This window comes from Blastopirellula sp. J2-11 (genome assembly GCF_024584705.1).
GTDB lineage: Bacteria > Planctomycetota > Planctomycetia > Pirellulales > Pirellulaceae > Blastopirellula.
Genome location: NZ_CP097384.1, coordinates 3,446,965 through 3,468,765 on the forward strand (window position 1 = coordinate 3,446,965; position 21,801 = coordinate 3,468,765).

Sequence of the window (21,801 nt, forward strand, 5' to 3'; positions counted from 1 at the left end):
GTCCAATCGGCGCCCGCACGCAGATTAGACGGCATACAACCTGATGAACTTGAAAGGCAAGGAGGCTTTTCACGTGGAATTTTGTGATCAGGATTTGATTGCGCTCATGGAGCGCGGCAAGACCCAGGGTTATCTCACCTACGACGAAGTCAACAACTATCTGCCCGATGAAGCGAGTAGTCCGGAGAAGCTGGATAAGCTTTTGACCGAACTAGAGCAAAAAGGGATCGAGTTGGTGACCAGCGCGCCGGAGGACGACTTTGACGACGCACCGACGTCGCGAGCTCCTTCGCCCCAAGAATTTCGTGAAGCGATCGACGACGAAGAAGGGACCGACACTTTTGTCCCCGAAGAAATCTCGAAGGCGAACGATGATCCGATTCGGATGTATCTGTCGCAAATGGCTTCGATCCCGCTGCTAACGCGAGATCAAGAGATCGCGCTCGCCAAGAAGATCGAAATCACCCGCAAGCAATTCCGCCGTTCGGTGTTGGCCTGCGATTTCGCGATGCGAACGACCGTCGAAATCTTGACCAAGGTTCATCGCGGCGAATTGCCGTTTGACCGCACGATCAAGGTCTCGCTGACCGAGCAACTGACCAAGGAACAAATCCAGGCACGCATGCCGCATAACCTGCGGACGCTGAATCATCTGCTGGATCAAAACCAACGCGATTTTAAAGTGCTGCTCCGCAAATCAACTTCGCGAGAAGACCGAATCGCCGCGAAGCGTCGCTTCATTCGCCGCCGTCAAAAATGTCTGCAGCTGGTCGAAGAGATGAGCCTGCGTACGCGTCGGGTTCTACCGGTGATGAAGCAGCTGGAAGATTTCGCGAGCCGTATGGAGCAGATTCGCAATCGTTTGGACCTGATCGGCGATCAGTCGTCGTTCAAAGATGAGCGAGCGAACCTGCGACAAGAGCTGCGCGATCTGATGATCCTGACGCTGGAAAGTCCGCGCGGTTTGCGTCAGCGTTGCGAACGTTATCGTCGTCAATTTGACGAATACGAAAAAGTAAAACGCGAACTGTCGAGCGGCAACCTGCGGTTGGTCGTTTCGATCGCCAAGAAGTATCGCAATCGGGGGCTCAGCTTTCTGGATCTGATCCAGGAAGGCAACACCGGCCTGATGCGAGCCGTCGACAAGTACGAATATCGCCGCGGTTTCAAGTTTTCGACGTACGCGACCTGGTGGATTCGCCAAGCGATCACTCGCGCCATCGCCGATCAAGCGCGGACCATTCGCATTCCGGTTCACATGATCGACGTCTTGTCGAAGCTGCGAAACGTGCAGAAGCGTTTGCTGCAAGAGTTGCGTCGCGAACCGACGATGGACGAGATCGCGCGTCGCGCCGAGATCGACCTGGAAGAAGTTCGCCGCGTGATGGACATCGGCCGCCAGCCGGTCAGTCTTGATCGCCCGATTGGCGAAAGCGAAGACAGCAGCTTCGGCGAGTTCATCGAGGACAGCCATGAAGAGACGCCGATTCGCAGCGCCAGCAACCAGATCCTCCGCGATCGGATTCAAGGTCTCCTCAAGACTTTGACCTATCGTGAACGAGAGATTATCAAGCTCCGCTACGGCCTGGGGGACGGCTATACCTACACCCTGGAAGAAGTGGGGCGAATTTTCAAAGTGACGCGTGAACGCGTTCGTCAAATCGAAGCCAAAGCGGTTCGCAAACTGCAACATCCGGTTCGCAGTCAGCAACTAGAGGGCTTTCTGGCCGGAGCCGCCGCCGACTAATTTGTGCGGACTCCCCCACGAGGATGTCTAACAGTCCATTGGCCGCCTGGCTCGCCAGGCGGCTTTTTTGCGCGCTCCGGTATTCGGACTTTGGGGGGAGTGCTAACATTGAGGAGTGTGATTTCATTTCTCGGGCGAGGTTTGCGTCAATGTCGGCTCATGAATATGGCGAAACGCTGGCGCGGCTGCATCGCATCCACCAGCAACTCTCGGAACTGAGAACGCGTCTTAAGCGCGGCCCCGCCAGAGTGTCGATGGCCCGCCAAAAACTCGCGGCGATCGAAGGCAATCTCGCCGCGACCCAAGACGCGATTCAAAAGACCAAGATGACCGCCGATCGCAAACAGCTTCAGCTGAAAGAAGGCGAAGCGAAGATCGAGGTTACGCAGGGCAAGATGAACGCCGCGAAGGGGAACGAAGAGTATCAGATTTTGAAGGATCAGATTGCCGCGGCGGAGATGGCGAACAGCGTATTGGCTGATGAAGTTCTCGAAGCGCTGGATAAGATTGATCAGCTGACGGCGCATGCCGAAAGCGAAAAGCTGAATGTCGCCGCCGGCGAAGAGGAGCTGAAGAAGGTCCAAGCGGCCGCCGATCTGGAACGCGAAGACCTGGAAGGCCAAGTCGCCAAAGCGCAAGCCGAGCTCGCCGAAGTCGAACCGCGACTGCCGGCCGAGCTGAAAGCCGACTATCAGCGACTAACCAAGGCCCGCGGCGAAGACGCATTGGCCGCGGTCGACGGCGAAGAATGCGGACAGTGCTACGTCTCGATGCGACCTCAGGCGTTTCAAGATCTGAGAATGGGACGAATTGTCTATTGTTCGTCATGTGGAGCAATGCTCTACTTGCCTCCTAGTGATTAACGGGCCTCCTAGTGATTAACGGGCCTCCTAGTGATTAACGGGCCTCAGAGCCTTTTCGGCCTGGGAAGAAGACAGGCCTTCCGGCAGTTTACGTGAAGCTCTCTTTACACTTCATGCGGAACTGCGGATAATAGTGATAACTTGAATCGAGCGGCGACCATCCTTCGTGAGGGTCGCATTTTTTTTGAACCGCGGGAGAGTTCCAATGTCGAGCATGGCAGATCGCAATCCGATGTCGAGAAAAGGCTTTGACAAGCTCAAGGCGGATCTCGACCATCTTGAGTCGGTCGAAATGCCGCGCATCACCGAGAAAATCGCTACAGCGCGCGAAGAAGGCGACCTGAAAGAAAACGCCGAATATCACGGCGCACGCGAAACGCAGGGCATGATCCAAGCGAAGATCAACGGGATCAAATCCAAGCTATCCCGCGCTTATATCATCGATCCTGCTTCGATCGATCAATCGGTGGTCGGCTTCTTCGCGACGATCACGGTCGAAGATCTCGATATGGATGAGGAAGACACCTACACGCTGGTCGGCAACGGCGAAGAGGATTTTATGAACAACAAGATCCTCATCGACAGCCCGATGGCGCAAAGCTTGCTCGGGCACAAGGTCGGCGACGTCGTTCCGATTGAAGCTCCCAAAGGGACCTACGAGCTGAAAATTCTGAAGATCGAGTACAACCTCGACTAACGAATTCGCTCAGCTCTGAGTACGCACAAAGCCGCGTTGATCGGAACGCGGCTTTTTCATGCGCGGCGGTCGGCGTACGTTTCTCCGATTATTTCTGCAAAATGAAGTCGGATCCTGCTACAAACTCCCCCCAATAAAGTGCTATGATTTGAAAATTGCGACAAAGATTCGATCCTTCACGACGAATTAAACAGCAAAGCACTCTTGCCCCAACACAACCAAGACTTCAGGGAGAAGCAACGTGGCGACAGGAAATGAACCTCAAAAAAGCGGCGGCGGAGCATCGAAGATCCTACTGGGATGTTTGGTCGTCATTCTGCTGATCTTCGCCGTCTTCTGTGCCGGCGGGGTTTACCTCTATATGAATGCGGGCACTTTCGTCGCCCAGATCGCCAAAAGCGTAGGGCATCAGATGATCGACGAAACCGATCTTCCCGAAGAACAGAAGGTCGGCATGAAAGAGCAGATCGATCGTCTGGCCGATGGTTACGTTGACGGCGACATCTCCCAAGAACAACTGGAGCAAATCGGCACCAACATCAGCAAATCGCCAGTGATCTCGGCGATTCCGGTGATCGTGGTCGAGACGCTCTACATCAAAAAGTCGGGCCTATCCGACGAAGAGAAAGCCGACGCGAAAAAACAGCTCAACCGAGTCGCGCACGGCATGTTTGAAGACAAGATCACTTCGGAACAACTCGACCCGGCGATGGAAAAGATCGCCACCAAAGACGAGAACGGCAAATGGCAAATGCGAAATCCGCTTACCGACGAAGAGCTGAAAAGCTTTGTCGGCGAAATGAAAACGATCGCGGACGAGAATGAGATTCCCGACGAAGATTTCAACATCGATATCGTCGCGGAATTCAAGAAAGCGATTGACGACGCCCTGGAAAAATAGGGCCCCTCGTTAAGACGCATTCGCACCGATCCAACAGGGTGAGTCGCATGTCGGCTCGCCCTGTTTTCGTTAACCGTTGGCGAGCACCGCGTCGATCTTCGCTTGCAGCTGGGCTAGATCGATATCGCCTATCAACATCCGCTTCTGGCGATGCGTATGGCCCGAAATGATCTCTAGCTGCGACTTGCGCAGTGCGAGCTTTTTGGCCACCAGCTCGATGATCGCTTTGTTCGCTTTGCCATCTTCGGGAGCGGCGGTCACCGACACTTTCAGCGCCCCTTGCTGCTCTCCCCGGATTTCGTTCTTTTTCGAGCCTGGCAGAGCGCGGATCGGCAAGATGACGCCGTCGTCGTGCGGCTGCAACTCGATCACCGCTCGATTCCCTCGAACAACGAGGAGCCGACCCGAACCATGGTGGCGCCTTCTTCGATCGCCGCTTCGTAGTCGCCGCTCATTCCCATCGAGAGTTCTGTCAGCGCGACATTGTCAGGAGCATCCGCCGCCAAGCGATCGCGCAGCTGACGCAGCGCTGCAAAATTGGTGCGGGCGACGTCGACGCCTCCTTGCAGAGACGCCATTCCCATTAGCCCGCGGATTTCTAGCTGGGGAAGTTTCGCCGCTTCCTCCAAAACGCGAGCCGCATCGTCGGGCGCGATACCATGTTTCGCCGCGTCGCCTGAGATGTTGATCTCCAGCAACGTCTGTATGCGGCGATCGGCTGCCGCCGCGGCGTCCACCGCTTTCAGCAGTCGCCAACTGTCGCCGGCGTGCAACCACGAGAGGACCGGCGCGGTTCGTTTCGCTTTGTTGGTTTGCAGATGGCCGATCATGTGCCAGCGGACGGGTCGCGCGGCGAATTGCTCGGCGCGCTCCCACAACTGCTGAGGGCGACTTTCGCCGAAATCTCGGCAGCCCAATTCGAAGAGCGCTGCGGTCGTCTCTACGTCGACATACTTGGTGACGGCGATCAGCCGTACGTCATCGCTCGCTCGACCAGCGCGACCGGCGGCGGCGGTGATTTTGCCGCGAACCTCCGCCAGATTTTCCGCCAAACGCTCTCGCTGGGCCGTTTGCATGCCGGGTCTCGCGTCACGGGGAATCGGAGTGCTCAATTTCTAAGATTCGCTGGATTCCCTCATCGCCGTCAAACCGTGCGATCAAGCATTCGGAGGTCAGGTTGACCCCCATGATCGTCCGGTTCGCCTTGTCGGTGAACGAGCGATAGAGCATCCAGTTTTCGTGATGCAGTTGAAAGCGGAATCCAACCGCCACATCGCGTGGTTGAATCTCCAAGCTTTCTGCAATGGTCAACTGCCGCCAGGTAAACGGACGCAAACGGCGGCTTCGCTTCAGGTCGAACAGCAGCGGCGCGTAGAGCGACTTGCCCTGCGTATGCATTTGCAACGAGATCTGATCGCTTTCTCGTTCCAAACGACCGCGACTGCTGTCGATGCGCCATTCCGGCAGTCCGAGCGGTAAGATGCGGCTCCAACCACGTCCTTTTTTGATTTCCATTTCGCACGTTTCGCCGGCCGCGGTCGATTCAATATCGGCGACAAACGGCGGTGCGATTTCGTAGTCGATACGGCCGGAATGCTCCTTCAAAACGATCGCGTCGGCAATCATCAAATACTGATCTTCGCGGGCGAGAAAGAAGATGCGTTGCAAGCGATGACCGCCGGTCAGTTCGACTTCCAGCTCTAGATAGTCGCCGTCGTCATCCGTCAGCCAACCAACTTGCGTCCAGCTCTCATGACAATCGAGTTGCTGGCCATCCAGCGAGATCTGCGGTTTCCAAAGGCCGGCGGCCAGAATCTCTCCTTCCGACTCCAGCTCGATCTTCACGTCATCGCCTGAATAGTCGATCGCCAGACGTGGGCAGCGACGTGACCAATCGGTCCGCAAGATCGCCAGTTGGCTCCACTCCGATTCGTAGGCCGACTCCGACAGCGACCACTCGGCGACGTTCTCTTTGGTCGCTTTGCCTGGCAGTGCGAACTCAGCAATGCGGGCATCTTCGTCATCCCCATCCAACTCAAGCGCCGTTTGAAACAGATGCTTGGAGTACCGGCTCGAAACGCCGCCGGCGAACACCTGGCTTCCATCACCACGCGTGACGCGAATCCCCTGGCGAACGGCCCACGAATACTGGGCGACCGCGTCCTTGTGAAATTTAGCGCCTTTGATCTCTTTGCCCAGCACGAAAGATCGCGTCCAACATGCGAGCAAAGCGCGAAAGCTGGGGAGGTTTTGACTGTTCGGCATCCCTTCGCCGTCAAGCAGGTTATCAATCCCGTCGCTGATCACGGCGGCGCCTAGCTTGGCAAGTTCGGCACACGGCTGGATCTCAGGAAATTGATACGCCAAGGTCAGCGGCAGTTCGCCCGCCAAAAACTGCTCCGGCAGATGATCGTCAAAATTCGCCGCCAGCGCGTCTTGCGCCGATTGATAAAGTTGGGTGAGCATGCTCCACCAGGTCGACTCGCTGAGCGCCGCGGTCAGTTGCGGCAAAGCATGCGTCCACGCGATCATCTCCAAGGCGAGATTGCGTTCGTTGGCCCGTTTTCCGGCAAGCGCTAGCCACTCGTCGGCGGTCTTTTGCCAGTCGACCTTGGCCTGTTTGCCGCGCGCCGCTTTGCTCAGCTGTTCGATCCAAACGAACGTGCGTGCGTCGATCGATTCTTCCGGCAGAAAGGCCCAACCGAGCGGGGATTCTTTCTTTCCTGAAACGAGTTCTTGCAGCGGAGTCGGCAACTTCCGCTCCGACAGATATTTCGCCCAGCTCTTCCAGTCGTCGAGGTTGCATCGGCGGCGAAATTTGGGGGCGCAGGCGGCCCATTTCTTGCTCTCCGCCCCGGAATCTTCCGAGGCGGCGCCGATCGAATGCGTCGATGCGGTTGACTGAATCATGTTTTCTCTGCGTCTATTGAACCGGGAAACGAAATAAAGCTCGACGTAGACCGAAACGCGGAACGGCACTATCTTAACAGTGTGATATTTGATTGCCTTCCCCCTCACGTCAGAAAATGGGGTCCTGTGATGCGTACCTTCCGATTCGCGGCAATTTGTCTTCTTTTTTGCGGCATTGTTTCCGTCGCCGCCGCACAAACTGACGCTCCCCCCACAGAAAAAAAGAGTCCGGAGAAATCGCAGGTCCGCAAATTGTCGGATCAGCATCCGATTTGGTTCGATCGCGGCCGGAAAATGGTGATCGCCGACGGCGAGATCTGTCTCCGCAAAGGGACGCTGGAGATGTTCGCCTGTCTCCAAGGGACCAAAGAGCATGAGTCGATCGTCTCGCTGCCGGTCAAAGCGATGATGGTGCACGCCGGTCTTATCGCGATCGGCGCCAAGCAAGGTACGCCGGTGAAGTTTACGCCGGAGTTCAAACCGGCGACCGGCGAAGAAATCGCGATCTATGTCCAGTGGAAAGACGACCAGGGCAAGACGCAAATCGCCAACGCACGGGACTGGGTCCGCAAGTCAGGCACCGAGGAGACCCTCGACACCAACTGGGTTTTCGCCGGCAGCTACTTGTGGACGGACGAGCGAACCGGGGAAAAAGTCTATACGGCCGAAGGGGGCGATTTGATTTGCGTTAGCAATTTCATGACGGCGACTCTCGATCTACCGATCGAAAGCAGCCAAGAGAACGCGACCCTCAGCTTCGAAGCGTTCACCGACCGGATTCCGGCCGAAGGGACCAAAGTTCGCGTCTTCTTCGTCCCCAAATTCAAAAAGCAGGCCAACGCCAAGCCGCCGATCGATGAGACCGATCCGCAACCGATCGAAAAGCCGACTCCGATGCCCAAAGCCGACGAAGAGAAGCCGATGGAGAAGCCAGAGGCCGCTACCGCCGACAAGCCAGAAACGGACAAGCCGGCAGCTGATAAATCCGAAGCAGTGGAAGAGTCACCCACAGAAGAAGCCGCCGCCGAGTAGTTGCTGGCGACTTCTCTTCGTAGCCCGAAGCGCAAGCGCAATTTCCCGGTTGGCCGCGATAGCTCGGCTATCGGGGCGGCGCAGCCGTAAGAGGCATTGGTTCCTGGTAAGCTGTTCAAGGCCATTTCGCCATTTCAAACGGCGCGGCAACCACCGCTATCAGGTCCGACCACGGCTCGCTGCCTCTTACCGACTTCGTCGGCCCCGATAGCGGAGCTATCGCGGCCAACCGGGCGTGGTTTGGAAAATAGCGCAACCTCAAAACTCGCGTTTCGGGCTACGAAGGAGTTAAGTTGGATGGCGCGTCTTAGATCTTGAGCCCCAGTTGGCTGGCGAACATCGCCAAAACGAACCAGAGGAAGAGAATCGCCACGCTTGCGGTGGCGATCATTCCGCAAATCATGGCGATGCGTGTTTTGACTTGCCCCCCCTGCTCCATCGCGCCGAGTTGCATCGCTCGCAAGTCGCTTCGTCCCAACAACCACGACGGCAGACCAAACAACAGCGCCACAAAGGGCTGCATCAACAGCAGCAGTTCTCGGTCGTCCACATAGAAATAGGCCATCCCCAACAGCCCCAGCGACGAGCAAAACGCGGCTAACCCGATTAGCAGCAAGAAGCCGCCGCGATGTCCCACCGTTGCTTCATAATCACCGACGCGATAGGTTTCGCCTTCGGCAAACTTGGCCTCGTTACCGGACGGCGGGTCTTTGCTCTCCGAAAACGGATTGGCCTCTCCTTCGCCCAACTCGGGTCGGGCGATGTCGTCAAGTCGGAGAGGCCGATTGTCTTTCGCCATCGCATTTGCCTGTTACAGGGAAAAGCTACGCAGTGCGATCTTATTTCACGCGACAGTGATCCAACATTTCCGCCGCGGTGCTGATGTAGCTGGTATAGAACGGGCCGAACTCGGCGTAACGAGCGCTCGCTTCGTCAAAACGCATCTTATAGACGATCTCTTTCAGGTACTCGGGATTCCGCGCCCAGAGGGTCACTCCCCATTCCCAATCGTCGAGCCCGACGCTGACCGTGATTAACTGCGAGACCCGTCCGGCGAACTGCATGCCGCTCTGTGCGTGTTCGGCCATCAGGCTGTTCCGCTCAGCAAACGGCATGGTGAACCAGTTCTCTCCCACCTTCCGTTTCTTATTCATCGGATAGAAGCAGGTCGCCGGCCATTGAGGAAACTCCGGCGTCAATCGTTGCTTGCGCATCATCGGCTCGCGCTGGCGATAGGCGTTCAGCTTCGCTTCAAAGGTTTCGCTGCCTGCCTCTTCCCCGTCACGGATCAGCCGCTCCCCATATTGCTCGATCGAGGGAACATATTCGGATACTTCCGAGAGCGAGACAAACGAATAGGTTGGCTGAATCGCCGGTCCCAGCGTGGACGCCATGATCGACTGGTGAACCGAATCGACGATCAGCGGATTGGGGTCCATCAGCATGACGCCGAAATCGGCTTTGTGTCCGCTGACGATCGAGACCTGAATCCGTTCGGGTGCGCCTTCGGCTTCGCCGCTAAGAATCTGCGTCAGTTCGGCGCGACCGGCCATTATTTCGTCGGCGTCGAACGCGTTCAGCAGCGCGCGATCAAACGAGTAGTAATAGTGGGCACAATGCCAGCCTTCGGTCGGAATAATCGAAGGGGGCGGAGGAGGCGTTTGATTAGGGCGTCCGTGACTCATGCGACAACAGCTTTACTAGGGAGAGTGAAGGCGGCCAAGAAAGACGACATTCACAATCGTAGCAAATCGCACTACGCTTCAGAAGTAGATCGAATAATCAGGGATCGCCAGGCACGCGGATTAGTCGGTCGAAATGGAGTCGAGATCGCTGGCCAGACGCTCGACAATATCACGCGTCAAGCGCAGCGGCGTCGACTTTCGCGCTGCTTGGGGCGCGGCGGCGTAGCGCCGAAGGTTGAATCCATCCGGCTTGGCCCATCCTTCATAGTAGGACCGTTGGCCCTCCGCTTGGTGCGGCTGACTCGAACGGATCAAGACCGAATCTTCTTCCGTTTCGATCACTTCGAGCGGTTCCAGCAGATAGGTGACGCGGTCTTTGATCTTTCCGGCCAGATGCTGTCCGGCTTGTCCCCGCACGTCCCAATTTTGGTTCGGCGTATATTCGGCGCCGCTTGTCGATACGCCGACCGCTTCGACCGAGGCCTCTTTCAGGCGGAGCTGACCGCGGGGTAATTGGATATCCAAATCGCGGGGCGCGGTTCCGTGCCCGTCAAGTTGTTGTTGAATGGACTTGTTCATGGTTGTTGATTTCCTTCGGATCGCGCGGGTCCCGTTATTCGGCCGGAGCGATCGCTTTCTCTTCTGTCTTTTTGATTTCGTGGTTCGTTCCGTCGAACGAGATAATCGCGACGTATTCGTCCAAGGCAGTCTCAATATGGACTGGACGGCGCCAGAGCGCGTACAGGTTCTTGAGCGTGTCATGCGCGTAATTTAACTTCAGCTCCACTCCTTGGAATCGATGCTGAAGGTAAAGTTCGTTTCGATTTTTGTAGTTCCCATCTTTGACATAAATTTCAGGGCGTCCCATATTCGTCAGACTGTGCAGCAATTGCTGCTTTACCTTCGGAAACTCCCGGCTTTCGATCTCGTAATAGTCGGCATGCTTGTTGTATCCAAACTGAAACAGTTTGTTCTGCTGACAAAACTCGAGCGTCAGAAACTCGTCAATAAACGTCAGATCGTTATGGACCTTGCGGACTTCAAAAATCTTCTCGCGCCCCAGTCCCAGTTGTTTGTCCCATTCGGCTCGCGCACGCATGTCGTCGCAGTCATCGTAGTCCGAGCCGAAGCAGCCGCGGTTCCAACGATCCTCGACATCGCGCAGCAGTTCTAGCCCCAGCTTGTAGGGATTCAACCGAGAGGGACTGGTCGCCAATGTGCCTGAGGTATGGTCGGCGTAGCTGATTACCTCGGATGCGTTCAATCCATGTCGGGTCATGATGGTCGAGTGCCAATAAGTGGCCCAACCTTCATTCATGATCTTCGTCTGGCCTTGCGGCGCAAAGTAATACGCTTCGTCCCGAATGATGGAGAGAACGTCCAACTGCCACTGCTTGAGCGGCGCAAACTGCAGCAAAAACAGCATCACGTCCTTCATCGGCTCGGCGGGCGCATGGACCGCTTTCGCTTCGCTCAGCGCGAGCGGATCTTCTTCGCCGCGCGACGTCGGATTGATAAACGATTCCATGTACCCCTTGGCCGGTAGCCGCCGCGACTGGGGAAGATCCGCTTCCACCGAGTCGGTCGGCGACTTGAATTGGTTATGCTCGTCCGGAGCGTAGCGGCGAATAAACGGCGAGTGGATGTCAATCAGGTCCTCGATACTCAGGCAATTGTCGATAAAGTTTTCGACCTCTTCGACGCCAAATCGATCCATGTAACGGCGAATCCGATTGCCGTGATTCGCCATGTTGTCGATCATCTTGCGATTGGTTTGACTGAACCAATAATTGCATTTGAAAAAGTCGCAGTGCCCGTAAACGTGGGCCATCACCAGCTTGTGATCGGCGAACTCATTGCTCGCCAGCAAGTAGGCGTAGCAGGGATCGTTGTTGATCACCAGCTCGTAAATCTTCTGCAAACCATAGTGATAGCCGCGCGCGAGTTTCTCGTACTCCATGCCGAAACGCCAATGCGGATAGCGTGTGGGGAAACCACCGTACGCCGCGATCGCGTTCAGCTGATCGACATTGACCAGTTCAAAAATAGTGGGGAAAAAGTCGAGCCCATACCCGGCCGCATAGTCTTCCATCTGAAGTTGGACATCGACCAACTCCGCAGGAAGATTCGCAAATGTCCGGCTCGTAATGGGCATGATCCTTCTTTCTCCCAACTAATCCTGGTTCGTAGTCCGCCGTGATTAGGTTGCGGGCCACAGATCGAGTACTTGAAAGCGGCTGTCGGCCAGCTTGGCGATCACATCCCACAAGCGGGGAAAATCACGGCACAGCTTTTCTCGCGCGATGCGAATCGCTTCGTGGGGCGAATCGGATTGCACGACGACGCTGGCATGTCCGACGCTGACTTGATATTTGTGATGCTGCGAGTGGTCATCCATCGTTTTCTCCTTGTTGGAACAACGAACTATTTTCCTTTCCCCAAGAAGGACTTGATCGAATCGTAAATCGCGGCGCGATCTTCGATTTCGGAAAGGATCAAGTTCTCGTGACCGCGGCCGAAGTGACCGGCGAGCGAGCGAATGTATTCGCCGCTGCCGTAAGGGCTTTCGACTTGGCCATAACAAAACAGGTTGCAGATGGGTAAAAATTTCTCTTCCAGCATTCGCATGCAACGCTGGTTATCTTCGCCCCAGTTGTCTCCGTCAGAGAACTGGAAGCAGTAGATGTTCCACTGACCAGACGGGAAGTCCCGTTCGATAATCTCCGTAGCCGTTTTGTAGGCGGTGCTGATGCGCGTGCCGCCGCTTTCTCGCGTGTGATAAAAGGTGTTTTCGTCCACTTCCCTGGCGGCGGCGTCATGAATCACATAGCGACGCTCGACGCCGTTGTATTGACTCTTTAGCCAAGTATCGATCCAAAACGCTTCGGTTCGCACAATCTGCTTTTGCTCGTCGGTCATCGAGCCGGACACATCCATCATGTAAAGGATCGCGGCGTTCGCTTCCGGTTGTTGGATGACCGAGGAAGACCGATACCGCGTATCTTCGCGAATCGGAATGATAATCGGGTCATCCGGCGAGTAACCGCCGGAGGCGATTTGCCGACGCAGCGCTTTGACAAAGGTGCGACGAAAGTGCCGGAGCGATTCAGGCCCATTGTTGCTAATGCTGTCGTAGCGGTGCTTCTCTTGCTGGATGTTCGCGTCCCCCTTGGGCTGAATCTTCGGCAGTTCCAGCTCATCGCCGAGCATCGCCGCCAATTCCTCCAAGGAGACCTCCACTTCCAGAATGTGACGCCCTGGTTCCGACCCTGCTTCGCCAGTTCCATCTCCTTCCGAACCACGCCCGACCGGATCGCCGACCTTCCCTTCTCCTTGGCCGACGCCTCCTTCGTTTTTGCCGTAACGAAAGTGAGGCGTATCGAGCTGCGGAACAGGAATGCTGACGAGATCCTTCCCTTTGCGGCCGATCATCTCGCCGTGCGTTACGTATTTCCGGAGGTTGCTGCGAATGCGTCCCCGCACAATCTCCTTGAAACGAGACGCATCACGATCGATCTTTAACGACACGCTAAGGGCTCCTTCTCGTCAGCACATGCGGCGGACGAAATAAAACTACGTCGATTCTTTCGCAACGATCTGCGGCTAGAGCGATTGTTAGCAAGCTGAACAAATCGGCGCGTTTCGCTCCGGCATCTCTCCCAAAATCAGCCGCACGGCGTTAGCCGCGGTTTCTTGTCTTCAATTTCCGTCGTCAATGCGTACCTGTCAGAAACCGCGGCTAACGCCGTGCGGCTGATGACGATACATGTCTCACTGCCTCCGCTTCCGCGCTTCTATTGATGGAAAATCAATAGAGGGCGCTTAGCAGGAAACCGCGCTAGTTCTTCACATCTCCTCGCGCAAAAATGCTGGCGACAAAGTTCAGCACGTCGGTCGCGCTTTCATCGTCGTAGCCATAGTCACGAATCAAGCGACCTTTCACGACATCGATCTTCTCTTGCGTATCCTGGTCGATGACGTTTGAGACGAGACTGGTCAGTTTGATCGAGTCCTTTTGATCCTCAAACAGCTTCAACTGCAAAGCCTTGTACAGTCGTTCATTCGTTTTGTAATCGAATCTCTTTCCGTCAATCGAAAGAGCGCCGATATAGTTCATGATTTCGCGACGGAAGTCGTCTTTGCGACTGTCGGGGATGTCGATCTTCTCTTCGATCGACCGCATCAAGCGTTCATCCGGCTCTTCGTACTGACCAGTAAACTTGTTTTTGACCTTCTCACGCTGCGTGTACGCTTTGACATTGTCGATGTAGTTGGCGCACAGTCGCTGCATCGCTTCTTCGTCGGCGGCGATCGCACGTTGAACTTCGTTCTTGACGATGTTCTCGTACTCTTCTTTCACCACCTCCAGCAGTTCGCGATAGTGATCTCGCTGCTCTTCACTGGTAATCAGCGAGTGATTCTTTAGCCCCGCTTCCAGTTGGTTCATGACCATGAACGGATTGATCGAAGTCGCGTCGGGATGCGCCACCAACGCATTGGAAATTTTGTCTTGCACGTAACGAGGCGAAATGCCGAGCATTCCTTCCCGCTTGGTCTGGGACTTCAATTCCTTGACGTTCTCTTCGGTAAAGCCTGGCAAGCTTTTGCCGTCGTACAGTTTCAGCTTTTGCATCAGCGTCAAGTTGGCGTTTTTCGGCTCTTCTAAACGGGTCAGAATCGCCCACATCGCGGCCATTTCGATCGTATGCGGCGCGATATGCTTGCCTTTGACGCGTTCGCTGTTGTAGTCCTTCTCGTAAATTTTGATCTCATCGGTCAGCCGCGTGACGTACGGCACGTCGATCTTGACCGTTCGATCGCGCAGCGCCTCCATGAACTCATTGTTTTGCAGACGTCGATATTCGGGCTCATTCGTATGGCCGAGGATCACTTCGTCGATATCGGTCTGGGCGAACTTCTTCGGTTTGACCTTGTGCTCTTGGCTGGCCCCCAACAGGTCATACAAAAACGCGACGTCAAGCTTCAGAACTTCGATAAATTCGACAATGCCGCGGTTCGCGACGTTAAATTCACCATCAAAGTTGAACGCTCGGGGGTCGCTGTCGGTGCCAAACTCGGCGATTTTTCGATAGTTGATATCGCCGGTCAGTTCGGTCGAATCTTGGTTCTTCTCGTCCTTCGGCTGGAACGTGCCGATGCCGACGCGATCTTGTTCGCTGAGCAAGATTCGTCGGACGCGGATATCTTTGATCACGCTTCCCCAGTCGCCCCCTTTTTGCTGCAGCGCTTCGTTGTACATGAAGCGGCAGTAAGGGCATAAATCACCAGTAATTTTGACCGGGTAGCGCAGCGCCGGCGCGTCAGCGTTGAAGCGGGCGGCGACTTCGGCGCGCTGGTCGTCGGGGATCAAATGCAGCGGCTCTTCGTTCATTGGGCACCAGTGAACGTTGTCATCACCGGGAAGCACCCAACCGAGCGAATAGAGGGCCCCTTCGTCTTGCAACGAATAACGTTCAACTCCTCGTTTCAACAAGCGGGCCATCGTGCTCTTGCTGCTGCCGACTGGCCCGTGCAACAGGAGAACGCGTTTCTCAATCCCGTAGCCGTTCGCCGCGCTTTTTAGCGCGTTGACCAGGGAGGTCTGCGCATCTCGTAAGCCGAAGATCGCGTCACGCCCTCCTTCGAGCGGATCGTCGAAGAAGCGATAGTGCGTACGCATCTCGCGTGACTCTTCGTACTGCTCGACGCCGTAACCCAGAATCATGTCGTAGCAACGCTGAAATGCGTTGCGAACGATCGTTGGGTTCTCTGCGACCAGGTCGAGATATTCCAGAAAGCTTCCCTGCCAGTTCTTCTTACGGAACTGTTCTAGATTTTGCCGCTCCGTTAACAGAGCAACGATGTCTGATCCCTTCGCCATCCGAAAATCACCCTCCTTCTCCCACGGCAGCCAAGCTGCTTCCTTTCGCCGAAACGAAAGATGCGTCGATCGGCGCATGAGCCGACTGGGGCGGAGAATTTATTGAAGCGACGTCAACAGGCGCTGACGCCTATGCGATGAATCAGGGAGGCGGATGTAACTCAACTCTCGCTATCTCACCCCCATCTTTTCTATCTCTTTTGCGCACGCGCATGCACGTTCCCCAAGGAAAACATGAATCCAACGGCGCGCAGAGATTTAAAAAGATCGCGGCGAAAGAGAGCGAGGGTTATTGAGGAACAACAACCTCGTTATGCGGACGCATTTACCACCACGAGTCCGATAACGTTTAACCCTCATTTGCAAGTATCGGTCGATGGTCGATACGTAGCAATAGAAAGTTTTTGCGGATTGTGACGACCGGCGGCTTTGTGAAAAATAGAACGAATTGGAAAGCCGTTGAATCACAATGGTTTTCGTACATTTCAGAGGACGAAAACCGGCTTGGCAATTTTTTTAAAATCTCAAGAATTGAGGAGGAGTTTTGCTCCGAGACTCTCTTTAAGTCACCCTTTCGAGTCAGCGACGCGCGAGAAAACGCTCTAAATGACTTTCCCGAGACTACTTGAGGAGCCGATCGACGCTATCCAGCAAACGATCCATCGGGAACGGCTTCCGAATGTAGTCATCCACACCGAGCATCTCGGCATACGCTTTATGGCGGCTTCCTTCGTTGGCCGTCACCATAATGACCCGAATCGGGACTGGACGCGTCTGGCGAAGTTTCTCTAAGACGAGAAATCCGCTTCGTTTCGGCATCATCATGTCGAGGATTACCAGATCGGGATCTTCTCGTTCGACCAATGCCAGCCCTTGATTGCCATCGCGGGCAATCATGATCTCGTATCCGCGCGACTCAAGTGCATAACGGAGTGTCTCGACGATTTCGTTATCATCGTCGACCAACAGAATTCGCTTCCTGTTCGTTTCTTTGGTCGTGTCTTCGCTCATGCGGTATATCGCCCTACGTCCGGTGGGTTGCCGAGTGCAAGCAGCTGGTGCGTAATTCTCCAGTACTACCTGATTTAGGTCCCACTTGCAACATCCCCACGGCTCGGCAGCAATTGCTTCTGAGCCTTCTCTGCCTATCGTTATCTACACGAACTGCATCCCCAGTTGTGGTTGGTCGACCGGCCGTCCAATCCTGCGGAATCCGGAATTATGAGGTTGAGCTTCCCCGTGTCTCCTGAAAAACTAAGAAAAACGGTGGTTTCGGCTGACTCGCAAAGTCCCGTCGCAGCGCCCGATCTTCCCTATCGCCCGCAAGATCCGAAGTCGTACCGCCCTGGGATCGGACTGATCGGGTGCGGCGGTATCACCAAGGATCACCTGCGCGCTTACCAAGCGGCCGGCTACCGCGTCCTGGCGCTGTGCGACCTCCAGCTCGAAAACGCCGAGCGCCGCCGAGCCGAATATTATCCCGACGCCGACGTCTACCAAGACGCCGCCGATTTGTTAGCCCGCAGCGACATTCAGGTAGTCGATATCGCGACGCATCCGGCGGTCCGTCCCCGCTTGATCGAAGCGGCTCTGTTGGCGGGAAAGCATGTGCTCAGCCAAAAGCCGTTTGTGCTGGATCTCGATGTCGGCGAGCGTCTGGTCGCATTGGCCGAGAGTTGCGATCGCAAACTGGCCGTCAATCAAAATGCGCGGTGGGCGCCCCATTTTAGCTATTCACGAGAAGCGGTTCGTCGCGGCCTGCTAGGAGACATCAACGGCGTCCACATGTCGGTCCATTGGGATCATCGTTGGGTCGAAGGGACGCCGTTCGCCGAGATCAAGCACTTGTTGCTGTATGACTATGCGATTCATTGGTTTGACATGGTCAACTGTCTGTTGAGTAGACAGACGCCGCTACGCGTCTTCGCATCCACGACGCGGACCAAGACCCAGACGCTGATGCCGCCGCTGGGCGCCCAAGTTGCGATCGAGTACGAACATGCTCAAGCGTCGCTCTCGTTCGACGCTGCAACGATGTACGGCCGACAAGATCGGACCTATATCGCCGGCGATCAGGGCAGCATCTTCAGCATCGGCCCCAATGAAAAAGAACAGGACCTGACGCTATATACCGCCCATGGGATCGCTCGGCCCCAGTTGGTCGGAAGCTGGTTCCCCGACGGCTTTCATGGCGCGATGGGCGAATTGTTGTGTGCGATCGAAGAAAATCGGCGACCGATCCACTCGGCCGCCGATAATCTGTTCGGGTTGTCGCTCTGCTTCGCCGCAATTCATAGCGCCGAAACGCATCAAGTCGTAGCGCCGGGCGCGATTCGGCGATTGCCGACTGATATTTAAAAGTGCGTACTTTGTAGTTGCACTATTGGAAGTTGCTGGCGCCCAAAAATGCTTGGCGACTGAATACTTGTCGTGGCGGCCTAAATCCCTTCCTCGCGTTTCAGCTGGAAAGAGATGTAGTGGACGCCGGTTTCATCGTTGATCCAGATCCCGCCGCTGGGCGCCATGTATTTCGAGATGACGCTGAACGGGGGCAGCGGATTCGCTTCCATCTGTTGCTTGAGATTGCCGAGAAACGGATTCTTTTCGGCACGACTGCCGAGGAATTCCTTGGTCGAATCGGCTTCCGCTAATTCGTACCACATTCGCAGCGCTTGCTCTGGCTTGTAGAAGCTGATCATGCTGATTTCTCGTTCGCCGGCTTGACGCTGTAATTTGCTGAGCATCAGCTTGTAACTCAGGTCATCCGCCAAACGACGATCACCGGTCGCTTGCGTCCGAATCGCCTGATCCAGCAAGCCGGGACGATCGGCGACAAAGAGATATTCTCCTACAACGCCAAACGTCGGCTCGGGACGCATCGAGCGAGCTCGCTCGATGCGACGACGACGAGCGTCGTCCATATCTTCCGGCAGCGGACGATCGGGGGGAATGAACGTCCAATAGGTCGCCGTTCCAATGTCATGACGCTGGACGTCGAGTCCCAGATTCTCTTCAAAAAAGTTGGTGACGATCGCTTCCAACGTTTTTCGGGCAGCGGCCGAATCCCGCACTTTGGCCGCCAGCATCGTCCCCTGACTGTTGATGCGGGCCGGCGGTTCGTACCACTGCACGAGCGTGAATCGACCTTCCAGATTGTCGAGGATCTCGGTTTTGAAATCGATCTTCAACCGTTGGTTGATTCGCCGGTCGATATCTTCGGCCAACTTTCCTTCGCCGGTGATGCTGTCGTAGAGATTCTCCAAGGCGTTGTAGGTTTTATCGACATCCCAGTTGACCGTCATATAGCTGGTCACATCGGCCGGAACCCACATTTCTGGTTTGGTGTCGGCATTTTCGGGTGCGATCATCGCTAACACGCCGGTGCGCGGACGCTCGAGCATCAGGTGCATGTGCGAGATCGAATCAAAGTCTTCGGTCGCCATGATAAAGCTGCCGCCGGCCGCTTTGACGCCGTCCAGCCCCAGCACCGGCAAAAACGCCAGCAAGTAACCAGAGCCGGCGCCGCCGGCAGAGACCGTGCGAACCGTTTCGATCGGATCGACATACCAGACCAATTGCGGCGGCTCGTCGTTGGCGCCGCGCGAGTTGGACATGATGGTGACAAATTTTTGGCTTTGCGAGAGCGGGTTTTCTCGTAGTCCATCCCAGTTCTCGATCAAATCTTCGAGCGCCTCGGTCCGGTTAGAAAGGAGCAAGGTCTCGTCTTGCTCACAGTAGGCCAACGGGCCGCGGCGGCCGCGAATGATGTTGATGGTCTTGCCCTTGTACGTCGCCGTGTCGAGCGTCGCCCCGTCTCCGGTCGCCAACTCTTCAACGGTATCCATCGCTTTGCGCGCCGCGGCCGGATTGTCTCCCAGATCAATCAGCAGCATAAAGGCCATGGGACCGCTCTCTTGCGGCGCCAACGCAAAAGCGACTTCGCCTTGGGGAATCGAGAGAACTTCGTCCAGGCGGATGCCGACCCGGTCTTCGACTTGGGCGACCGATTCGGTCACCGCTTGCCAAACGCCGGCGACAAACGGCTGCATTTGCGGATCGTTCAGCATTTTGCCGATCGAGGTCTGGCCGAACTTCTCCTTCACCTCCGGAATGTCGGACAAACGAGCGTAAACGACCGTATTGTCGGGCAAGATATCGGACGCGGCAGGTCGAGCTGCCTCTAAGCGGGTGCTGCCAGAGAGCAACAACCCGACGATCACGAGCGAGTGGGTAACGAATGGACGCATTTTTGGACGCCTTACTGCAGATAATCAAAGGGATTACGAGCGAAACAGGACCGCTGAGAAGGGTTACGTAAGCAATTACTTCACCATTGTCGGAAAAGTTTCAGGCGCCGCCGAGTCGAACTTTCCGGATCTTTCCGCTTTTCTTGGTCGGGCAAATCACAGCAAGCAGATCAGAAAGAGGGCGCCCCCCGCAGAATTGGGACGATCAAGAGGATGCGCAAGGCTATTGCCGTCGCATGCGCCGATCCAAGAAAGCATTGCTCTTTGGGTCAAAACGCGAGATAATGTCCGTTAGCGCGGGTAATTTGTTGGAGTACGGAAATATGCGGTCGAAATATCTGGCTGTCGTCGCTGCTGTCGCATCGTGCTTGATGTGGACCGGTTCGACCTACGCTCAATCGTTGGTGAATCAACAAACCTTCCAACAGCCGTCCTCCAACTTTGGGGCCACAAACTCCGGAGGCGCTGCGCAGTCGATCAATGCCGGCGCTTCGGCCTTTTCCAATTTGCCGGCGACTTCGGCTCCAACCTTGAACGGCACGTCGACCGGAACAGGAAGCACATCGGGAGCTTCCTCAGCGGCCGGTGGAGATTCTGGAGTCGCCGCCGCCGCCGCCCAAATGACCCAACAGAACGCCATCAGTCCCTTTGCCGCTAGCGGAACGACCGGCCAAGCCGGCAGTCGCAACTCGATGAGCCAATTCGCTCGCGGCATGGGCGCGATGTTTGGCAATCAAGGGTTTGGGCAAAACTTTGGCGCCGGAACCGATGACAAACGAATTCCGACGCGGATGGTCGTCAAATTCAATCATCCAACCATTCCCTCGACAACGGTCGCTCGTTCGATCCGCCGTACGCTTCCCTGGCCTAACGTTGCGGTGTCGATGGAAGGGCCTGTGGCCACGTTGACTGGGTCGGTTGACTCGGCAGATTTACGCGCGTTGGCGGAGCGATATGTGAAGATGGAGCCGGGGGTCTCGGCGGTAAAGAATGAGTTGCAGATTGCACCGCAGCCGCTTCCCCAGTAGGTCGGCTTCCCGTCGCGAGGTACTGATTGTATTGCGTCGAGTTGTGAAAGTCGGGTTGGAATGTCTGTAAGTTGACGCCGGAGTGAATTCCGCCGCCGTTTCTCATTCCAAACTGTGCACTCTGAAAATTGACCGACTGATTCGGACCTAGCTCTAGTTGCTGGTCGATGGTTCTCGGCTGCTCTGTCGGAAATGGCCGATACTGTGGCGGCGCGTGGCGCGGCATGCCAGTCTCGTTTTGCAGTAGCAAACGTTGCTCGAGAGTCGTGGGGACCGGAATCGTGGTCGTCCGCAGTTGCTGACGTGATTGCTGCTGTTGATTCGGCACACTGTAAGCGGCCGGCTGAGCGTAGTAGGGAGACTGCGGCATGCCCGGCGGGATCGCTTCTTCGGCTTCCAGTTCGCTCGGCGATTTCGGCGTCCCAGGCAACAACGCTTTACTTTGGTCGCCGGCGACGACGCCTCCTCCATTTTCATTTTGGAAATATGGAGCCAAAGAGATGCTGCGTTGCTCACCCCCAACCGCGTCCCACGGAATCCAAAAGCTATACGAGTGCCCAATCTTGGAAACGCTGTAGTGGTCTTGCAGGGTCTCGGCATCAAAGACGTATTTGCGATCGGGCTTATTCGCATCCCGCTTCGTTTTATCGTCGTCATCAAAAGCGTACACTTTCAATGTGCCGCGGACTTTGACCGGCTTATTGGCGGCGTCATAAAAATAGACGCGACCGCCAAATCCGCGTGTAGGTCTTTGTCCCGCCGGCGTGTAGACCTGGTCTTTCCAAATCGCAACTAACTTCGCAGGCGGAC

General features: G+C 55.8%; 19 protein-coding genes. 7 read left to right on the forward strand and 12 right to left on the reverse strand.

Features of this window, described 5'->3' with window-relative positions:
• Nucleotides 1–73 precede the first annotated feature (73 nt).
• The 4 genes from M4951_RS13705 to M4951_RS13720 all read left to right on the forward strand — a co-directional run bounded on the left by M4951_RS13705 (nucleotide 74) and on the right by M4951_RS13720 (nucleotide 4,208).
• Nucleotides 74–1,747, forward strand: a complete 1,674-nt coding sequence (locus tag M4951_RS13705) for a sigma-70 family RNA polymerase sigma factor (protein WP_262022217.1) — start codon at nucleotides 74–76, stop codon at nucleotides 1,745–1,747.
• Between the two features lie 149 nt (nucleotides 1,748–1,896).
• A complete protein-coding gene (locus tag M4951_RS13710; protein ID WP_262022218.1) occupies nucleotides 1,897–2,610 on the forward strand; it encodes a zinc ribbon domain-containing protein in 714 nt (237 codons plus the stop codon).
• Nucleotides 2,611–2,824: 214 nt separating this feature from the next.
• The gene (gene greA / locus M4951_RS13715) at nucleotides 2,825–3,307 is read left to right on the forward strand and encodes a transcription elongation factor GreA (protein ID WP_315985773.1); all 483 of its coding nucleotides are present in this window, start codon (nucleotides 2,825–2,827) and stop codon (nucleotides 3,305–3,307) included.
• Nucleotides 3,308–3,548: 241 nt separating this feature from the next.
• Entirely contained in the window at nucleotides 3,549–4,208 is a 660-nt protein-coding gene (locus M4951_RS13720) for a hypothetical protein (protein WP_262022220.1), read from the forward strand.
• Between the two features lie 69 nt (nucleotides 4,209–4,277).
• Here M4951_RS13720 and M4951_RS13725 read toward each other — a convergent pair whose 3' ends face one another.
• From M4951_RS13725 to M4951_RS13735, 3 genes are read right to left on the reverse strand one after another with little or no spacing between them, the layout of a single operon-like run.
• Entirely contained in the window at nucleotides 4,278–4,580 is a 303-nt protein-coding gene (locus M4951_RS13725; protein WP_262022221.1) for a DUF167 domain-containing protein, read from the reverse strand.
• The gene (locus tag M4951_RS13730; RefSeq protein ID WP_262022222.1) at nucleotides 4,577–5,320 is read right to left on the reverse strand and encodes a YggS family pyridoxal phosphate-dependent enzyme; all 744 of its coding nucleotides are present in this window, start codon (nucleotides 5,318–5,320) and stop codon (nucleotides 4,577–4,579) included. Before M4951_RS13730 ends, M4951_RS13725 begins: the two co-directional genes overlap by 4 nt.
• Nucleotides 5,298–7,118, reverse strand: coding sequence for a hypothetical protein (locus M4951_RS13735; RefSeq protein WP_262022223.1), 1,821 nt, complete (start codon nucleotides 7,116–7,118; stop codon nucleotides 5,298–5,300). The genes M4951_RS13730 and M4951_RS13735 overlap by 23 nt, the downstream gene beginning before the upstream one ends.
• Before the next feature lie 129 nt (nucleotides 7,119–7,247).
• On the opposite strand from M4951_RS13735, the gene M4951_RS13740 reads away from it, so the two are divergent.
• On the forward strand, nucleotides 7,248–8,150 hold the full coding sequence (locus tag M4951_RS13740; protein WP_262022224.1) for a YdjY domain-containing protein: 903 nt from the start codon (nucleotides 7,248–7,250) through the stop codon (nucleotides 8,148–8,150).
• Between the two features lie 307 nt (nucleotides 8,151–8,457).
• Here the strand turns inward: M4951_RS13740 and M4951_RS13745 are convergent, their stop codons facing one another.
• From M4951_RS13745 to M4951_RS13780, 8 genes are all read right to left on the reverse strand, one after another.
• Entirely contained in the window at nucleotides 8,458–8,949 is a 492-nt protein-coding gene (locus M4951_RS13745; protein ID WP_262022225.1) for a hypothetical protein, read from the reverse strand.
• A gap of 40 nt (nucleotides 8,950–8,989) precedes the next feature.
• Nucleotides 8,990–9,835, reverse strand: coding sequence for a hydrogen peroxide-dependent heme synthase (gene hemQ / locus M4951_RS13750; protein ID WP_262022226.1), 846 nt, complete (start codon nucleotides 9,833–9,835; stop codon nucleotides 8,990–8,992).
• Between the two features lie 120 nt (nucleotides 9,836–9,955).
• Complete coding sequence (locus M4951_RS13755) at nucleotides 9,956–10,414, reverse strand: hypothetical protein (RefSeq protein ID WP_262022227.1); 459 nt, start codon at nucleotides 10,412–10,414, stop codon at nucleotides 9,956–9,958.
• Nucleotides 10,415–10,448: 34 nt separating this feature from the next.
• Entirely contained in the window at nucleotides 10,449–11,990 is a 1,542-nt protein-coding gene (locus M4951_RS13760) for a SpoVR family protein (protein WP_262022228.1), read from the reverse strand.
• A 45-nt stretch (nucleotides 11,991–12,035) separates the two neighbouring features.
• Nucleotides 12,036–12,233, reverse strand: a complete 198-nt coding sequence (locus tag M4951_RS13765) for a hypothetical protein (protein ID WP_262022229.1) — start codon at nucleotides 12,231–12,233, stop codon at nucleotides 12,036–12,038.
• Nucleotides 12,234–12,259: 26 nt separating this feature from the next.
• Entirely contained in the window at nucleotides 12,260–13,363 is a 1,104-nt protein-coding gene (locus tag M4951_RS13770; RefSeq protein WP_262022230.1) for a DUF444 family protein, read from the reverse strand.
• Nucleotides 13,364–13,673: 310 nt separating this feature from the next.
• Nucleotides 13,674–15,716 (reverse strand): PrkA family serine protein kinase, encoded by a 2,043-nt coding sequence (locus tag M4951_RS13775; RefSeq protein WP_262022231.1) that lies wholly within the window; start codon nucleotides 15,714–15,716, stop codon nucleotides 13,674–13,676.
• 621 nt (nucleotides 15,717–16,337) lie between these two features.
• Nucleotides 16,338–16,727, reverse strand: a complete 390-nt coding sequence (locus tag M4951_RS13780) for a response regulator transcription factor (protein WP_002653353.1) — start codon at nucleotides 16,725–16,727, stop codon at nucleotides 16,338–16,340.
• Between the two features lie 228 nt (nucleotides 16,728–16,955).
• On the opposite strand from M4951_RS13780, the gene M4951_RS13785 reads away from it, so the two are divergent.
• Complete coding sequence (locus M4951_RS13785) at nucleotides 16,956–18,074, forward strand: Gfo/Idh/MocA family protein (protein ID WP_262022232.1); 1,119 nt, start codon at nucleotides 16,956–16,958, stop codon at nucleotides 18,072–18,074.
• A gap of 80 nt (nucleotides 18,075–18,154) precedes the next feature.
• Here the strand turns inward: M4951_RS13785 and M4951_RS13790 are convergent, their stop codons facing one another.
• Nucleotides 18,155–19,963 carry a DUF3352 domain-containing protein gene (locus M4951_RS13790; protein WP_262022233.1) on the reverse strand — a complete coding sequence of 603 codons (1,809 nt, stop codon included), beginning with the start codon at nucleotides 19,961–19,963 and terminating at the stop codon, nucleotides 18,155–18,157.
• Between the two features lie 323 nt (nucleotides 19,964–20,286).
• On the opposite strand from M4951_RS13790, the gene M4951_RS13795 reads away from it, so the two are divergent.
• Nucleotides 20,287–20,991, forward strand: coding sequence for a BON domain-containing protein (locus M4951_RS13795; protein WP_262022234.1), 705 nt, complete (start codon nucleotides 20,287–20,289; stop codon nucleotides 20,989–20,991).
• Nucleotides 20,992–21,801 lie beyond the last annotated feature (810 nt).

What these genes read in the sequence shown, in the direction of transcription:
- M4951_RS13760 (WP_262022228.1), bottom strand. Translation starts at nt 11,990, where the DNA reads ATGCCCATTACGAGCCGGACATTTGCGAATCTTCCTGCGGAGTTGGTC.
- M4951_RS13775 (WP_262022231.1), bottom strand. Translation starts at nt 15,716, where the DNA reads ATGGCGAAGGGATCAGACATCGTTGCTCTGTTAACGGAGCGGCAAAAT.
- M4951_RS13745 (WP_262022225.1), bottom strand. Translation starts at nt 8,949, where the DNA reads ATGGCGAAAGACAATCGGCCTCTCCGACTTGACGACATCGCCCGACCC.
- M4951_RS13735 (WP_262022223.1), bottom strand. Translation starts at nt 7,118, where the DNA reads ATGATTCAGTCAACCGCATCGACGCATTCGATCGGCGCCGCCTCGGAA.
- M4951_RS13795 (WP_262022234.1), top strand. Translation starts at nt 20,287, where the DNA reads ATGCGGTCGAAATATCTGGCTGTCGTCGCTGCTGTCGCATCGTGCTTG.
- M4951_RS13710 (WP_262022218.1), top strand. Translation starts at nt 1,897, where the DNA reads ATGTCGGCTCATGAATATGGCGAAACGCTGGCGCGGCTGCATCGCATC.
- greA (WP_315985773.1), top strand. Translation starts at nt 2,825, where the DNA reads ATGGCAGATCGCAATCCGATGTCGAGAAAAGGCTTTGACAAGCTCAAG.
- M4951_RS13765 (WP_262022229.1), bottom strand. Translation starts at nt 12,233, where the DNA reads ATGGATGACCACTCGCAGCATCACAAATATCAAGTCAGCGTCGGACAT.
- M4951_RS13790 (WP_262022233.1), bottom strand. Translation starts at nt 19,963, where the DNA reads ATGCGTCCATTCGTTACCCACTCGCTCGTGATCGTCGGGTTGTTGCTC.
- hemQ (WP_262022226.1), bottom strand. Translation starts at nt 9,835, where the DNA reads ATGAGTCACGGACGCCCTAATCAAACGCCTCCTCCGCCCCCTTCGATT.
- M4951_RS13740 (WP_262022224.1), top strand. Translation starts at nt 7,248, where the DNA reads ATGCGTACCTTCCGATTCGCGGCAATTTGTCTTCTTTTTTGCGGCATT.
- M4951_RS13780 (WP_002653353.1), bottom strand. Translation starts at nt 16,727, where the DNA reads ATGAGCGAAGACACGACCAAAGAAACGAACAGGAAGCGAATTCTGTTG.
- M4951_RS13755 (WP_262022227.1), bottom strand. Translation starts at nt 10,414, where the DNA reads ATGAACAAGTCCATTCAACAACAACTTGACGGGCACGGAACCGCGCCC.